This is a genomic window from uncultured Abyssibacter sp., from assembly GCF_964000955.1.
In the GTDB taxonomy this organism is placed as follows: domain Bacteria; phylum Pseudomonadota; class Gammaproteobacteria; order Nevskiales; family OUC007; genus Abyssibacter.
On the sequence record NZ_CAXFCL010000091.1, the window covers coordinates 1 to 4,236 of the forward strand.

The 4,236-nt window shown below is 66.8% G+C and carries 5 protein-coding genes; 1 reads left to right on the forward strand and 4 read right to left on the reverse strand.

All coding sequences use genetic code 11. From position 1 onward, the window contains the following. Nucleotides 1-116: 116 nt before the first annotated feature. Nucleotides 117-344 (forward strand): hypothetical protein, encoded by a 228-nt coding sequence (locus ABNS06_RS04245; protein ID WP_348672769.1) that lies wholly within the window; start codon nucleotides 117-119, stop codon nucleotides 342-344. Here the strand turns inward: ABNS06_RS04245 and kdsB are convergent. The 4 genes from kdsB to msbA are packed head-to-tail and all read right to left on the reverse strand — an operon-like array spanning nucleotide 323 to nucleotide 4,044. Further along, nucleotides 323-1,084 carry a 3-deoxy-manno-octulosonate cytidylyltransferase gene (gene kdsB / locus ABNS06_RS04250; RefSeq protein WP_348672770.1) on the reverse strand — a complete coding sequence of 254 codons (762 nt, stop codon included), beginning with the start codon at nucleotides 1,082-1,084 and terminating at the stop codon, nucleotides 323-325. The two genes, ABNS06_RS04245 and kdsB, sit on opposite strands and share 22 nt — an antisense overlap. Continuing rightward, on the reverse strand, nucleotides 1,081-1,254 hold the full coding sequence (locus ABNS06_RS04255) for a Trm112 family protein (RefSeq protein WP_348672771.1): 174 nt from the start codon (nucleotides 1,252-1,254) through the stop codon (nucleotides 1,081-1,083). Before ABNS06_RS04255 ends, kdsB begins: the two co-directional genes overlap by 4 nt. A 2-nt stretch (nucleotides 1,255-1,256) precedes the next feature. Beyond that, nucleotides 1,257-2,327 (reverse strand): tetraacyldisaccharide 4'-kinase, encoded by a 1,071-nt coding sequence (gene lpxK, locus ABNS06_RS04260; RefSeq protein ID WP_348672772.1) that lies wholly within the window; start codon nucleotides 2,325-2,327, stop codon nucleotides 1,257-1,259. After that, entirely contained in the window at nucleotides 2,290-4,044 is a 1,755-nt protein-coding gene (gene msbA, locus ABNS06_RS04265; RefSeq protein ID WP_348672774.1) for a lipid A export permease/ATP-binding protein MsbA, read from the reverse strand. The genes lpxK and msbA overlap by 38 nt, the downstream gene beginning before the upstream one ends. Nucleotides 4,045-4,236: the final 192 nt, after the last annotated feature.

Here is a 4,236-nt window from a genome sequence, read left to right on the forward strand (position 1 = left end):
AAGCCTGAGCCGAAGCCCGAGCCGAAGCCCGAGCCGAAGGTGAAACAGGTCGAGACCATCACCCCGCCGACGCCCAAGCCGCCCAGCTCGGGAAGCGAGTAACGGCGGCGCCGGCCATGCTCGGCCGGGAACTCGACGATCGGGGCCAGCGCTGGCGGGTGGTGGAATATCTGGCCGATCAGGACACCTGGGTCCTCCAGGCAACCACCGGCGGGTCGGTCATTCAGCCCGACCAGTTCGGAGACGCACGACGCCGCGTACCGGAAACGCGGCTCGTGACCGCGGAGTCAGATCCCGCGCTGTACCAGCGCCTCAGCGCGTCTCAGGATTCGAACAACGCCTGAATGCGGCGAAGATCCTCCGGGGTATCGACACCGGTCGGAGGCGGTTGATCAACCGGTACGGCCTGGATCTGCATGCCGTTCCACAGCGCGCGCAGTTGCTCCAGCGACTCGGCCTGTTCGGTCGGCGCGACGGGAAGTTGCGCCAGCCGGCCGAGACTGGAGCAGCGGTACGCATAGAGACCGATGTGACGCCAGGCGCCGCACGGCGGCAAGGTCGCCTCTCCCCGCAGCAATGCCGCGCGGTCGGCCGGAATCGGCGCCCGACTGAAGCAGCGTGCACGCCCGCTCGCATCCATGACCACCTTGACCACATGCGGTGACCGGTAGTCCCGGTCATCGGTGATCGCGTGCACCGGCGTGGCGATGTCCGCGGCCCGGTCGGCGGCCAGCGCATCGACGCAGGCCCGGATCACCGCCGGGGGCATCAGGGGCTCGTCGCCCTGCAGATTCACCACGATCTGGTCGTCGGTCCACGCCAGACGCCGCGCCACCTCGTGGACCCGATCGGTCCCGGAAGTGTGGTCCACGGATGTCAATTCGCAGCGCAGCCCCAGCGGCGTCAGCGCATCGACGACACGTGCATCGTCGGTGGCGACGATGACCGTCGCCGCACCGCTCGCCTCCGCCGCCCGCGCCGTGTGCGCCACGAGCGGCAGCCCGCCGAGGTCGGCCAGCACCTTGGCCGGAAACCGCTCGGAGCCGTAGCGCGCCGGAACGACGACCGCAAAGGATTCGCTCATTCTTCGGGATCGAGCTCGCGGGCCTCGGACTCCAGCATCACCGGAATGCCGTCACGAATGGGGTACGCCAGTCGGCTGGCGTCGCAGATCAGTTCCTTGCCGTCCTCGCTCAGCCTCAGCGGCGCCTTGGAGACGGGGCAGACCAGCAGATCCAACAATTTGTTATCCAACGCTATTCTCCGAGTGATTCGGTGGTGCCATTGCCAGCGCCGAGAACACGCCGTGTCAGACGATCGATCGCCGCGTCCAGCGCCGGACCGGTGTGCACGGCAACATCGACGACCCACCAGTCCGCTTGCGCGAAACCACGACATTTTACGGCGTCCTTGCCGGTCATCAGAACCGGCAGATCATCGCCGAATGCAAGATCATCCACGCGAAAATCATGATGATCGGCGAAGGCATGCGGAATCACCCGCAAACCGACCGCCTCCAGGGCGGCAAAGAAACGCTCCGGAAAACCGATCCCCGCGACGGCGTGAACACGCCGCCCGCGCCAATCGGTCAGCGAGCAGCGGTTCCGCCCGTCCAGGGATTGCAACACCGACGGTTCCACGTCGTAACGAAACATGTCGACATTCGACGCCGGCAGGACGTCCTCCGGATCGCCATCGCGGACCAGTACGAGATCGACCGAAGCAAGCCGGGACACCGGCTCCCGCAGCGGCCCGGCGGGCAGCGCACGGCCGTTGCCGAACCCCCGCTTGCCATCGACGACGACAATTTCGGCGGCCCGCGCCATGGCGTAGTGCTGCAACCCGTCGTCGGCGATCACGATGTCGACATCGCGCTCCAGTGCTTGCGCCGCCTGCACCCGGCGTTCGGCGACGGCCACGGGGAATCCGGCACGCGCGAACAGCAGCGGCTCATCCCCGACCAGGCGCGCCTCGCTGTGGGCGTCGGCGCGCTGCAACCCGGTGGACTGGCGCCCGTAGCCGCGCGAGACGATGCCGACCCGCCATCCCTGGTCGCGCAACCGCGAGGCCAGCCACAACACCAGCGGCGTCTTGCCGACTCCGCCCACGCTGAGATTGCCAACGACAATCACCGGAACCGCGGCGGACACGACGGGCTTCCAGCCCCGGCGAAACCCCAGCCTGCGCAACGCTGCGACCCCCGAAAACACCCACGACAACGGCAGCAGCAACCACGACAGTGGGTGCCAACGGGATTGCCAGGCATGTTCGAGCAACGTCACGGGGCGGTCAGTCGTCCTCGAACTGGAGCCGGTGCAGCGCCGCATAAGCCCCGTTCCCGGCGAGCAACTCGGCGTGCGTCCCCTGCTCCACGACACGGCCGTCATCCATGACCACGATCAGATCGGCGTTCTGGATGGTCGACAACCGGTGGGCGATCACCAGCGTTGTCCGGCCCTGCATCAAACCGTCCAGCGCCGCCTGAATCTTGCGCTCGGATTCCGTGTCCAGCGCCGATGTCGCCTCGTCGAGGATCAGGATCGGGGCGTCCTTGAGGATGGCGCGGGCGATGGCGATGCGCTGGCGCTGACCGCCCGAGAGCAACACGCCGTTCTGGCCGACCTCGGTGTCAAGTCCGTGCTCCAGCTTTTCGATGAACTCCAGCGCGTGCGCGCTCGCGGCCGCCGCCCGGATCTCGTCGTCCGACACCTGCCGACCGACGCCGTAGGCGATGTTTTCCGCGACCGTGGCGTTGAACAGGGTCACGCTCTGATCCACCAGCGCGATCTGCCGTCGCAGGCTGGGCAACGTGTAGTCGCGGAGCGGTTGCTCGTCGAGCCAGATCCGCCCTTCGACCGGCTCGTAAAACCTTGGGATCAGCGACAGCAGGCTGGTCTTCCCGCTGCCGGAACGGCCGACGAAAGCAACAACCCGACCGGCCGGAACCGTGAGGTTGACGTCCTGCACCGCCGGGCGCGAGGTCTCTCCGTAGCGCAGGGTGACGTGATCGAAGCGCAACTCTCCGTTCACACGGGTCGCGACCCGATCACCCGAATCCGGCTCTCCCGGCTGATCCAGCAGATCGAAGATGTCCGAGGCTGCCGAGATCCCCCGCTGAATGCGTTCGTTGACGGTGGTGAGGTTGCGCAATGGGCGCAGCAAACCGATCAAACCGCCCATGAACGCCGCGAATGCGCCAGGCGTCATGGTCGGTTGCGTGGTCGCGATGAACACGATGGCCGAGATCGCGAATGCCGCGATCCACTGAATCAGCGCCGTGCTGCCGCCGCGCGCCAGCACCATCTTGAGATGCTGGCGCATGTTGTATTCGTTGACCTGCTCGAAACGGTCGGCCTCCAGATCCTGTCCACCGAACACCTTGACCACGCGATGCCCGGAGATCACCTCGTCGGCGACCTGCACCGTGTTGCCCATCGACTGCTGGATGCGTCGAGACAGCTTGCGAAAGCGACGAGACACCACGCTGACCAGCACCGCGATGATCGGCCCGACGACGAGGACGAAGCACGCCAGCTTCCAGTTCATGTAGACGATCAGACACAGCAGGCCGATGACGGTCAGGCCGTCCTTGATCACCGTGCCGATTGCCGAAGTCGTCGACTCGGCGACCTGGTCGACGTGGTAGGTCAGGCGGGCGATCAGCTGCCCACCCGCCTCCCGGTCGAAGAAACTCACCGGCAGGCGCAGGTACTGTGCGAACAAATCGGTGCGGATCGTCTTGATCACGTAGCGGCCGACCCAGGCCATGCAGTACGCGGAGGTGAGCTGCGTGCCGCCGCGCACGAGAAACAGGACGAGAATCGCGACCGGCATCCAGCGGATCACCGTCGGGTCGCGCTCGACGAAGCTGCCGTCCAGCAGCGGCTGCATCAGCCAGGTCAGCGCCACGTCCGACGCTGAAAGCAACGCCATGCTCAGGATCGCGAGCGCGAACATCCGCCAGTAGGGAAACGCGTAGCCCAGCAGGCGACGGTAAACCTGATTGGGTGTGAGCCCGGTCCGGCCGGTCTGATCGTCTGTCATCGCGCGATGATAGAGGTCCGTTCCCGCCCATCCAACCGCCGCCGCGGATCAGCGTGCCTGCGCCTCGCCCGCCGCGGCGCGCCACGGCCGCGGAAACGCATCCCGAAAGCGCCATGGCACGTCGAGCCGGCCGTCGTCGGACAACGCGATCCGCAGCTGCCCGGATTCACCGGTCACCACCAGCGGGGTTGC

Coding starts and splice junctions, on each gene's coding strand:
- msbA (WP_348672774.1), bottom strand. CDS start 4,044: ATGACAGACGATCAGACCGGCCGGACCGGGCTCACACCCAATCAGGTT.
- kdsB (WP_348672770.1), bottom strand. CDS start 1,084: ATGAGCGAATCCTTTGCGGTCGTCGTTCCGGCGCGCTACGGCTCCGAG.
- ABNS06_RS04245 (WP_348672769.1), top strand. CDS start 117: ATGCTCGGCCGGGAACTCGACGATCGGGGCCAGCGCTGGCGGGTGGTG.
- lpxK (WP_348672772.1), bottom strand. CDS start 2,327: ATGCGGCGCTGCACCGGCTCCAGTTCGAGGACGACTGACCGCCCCGTG.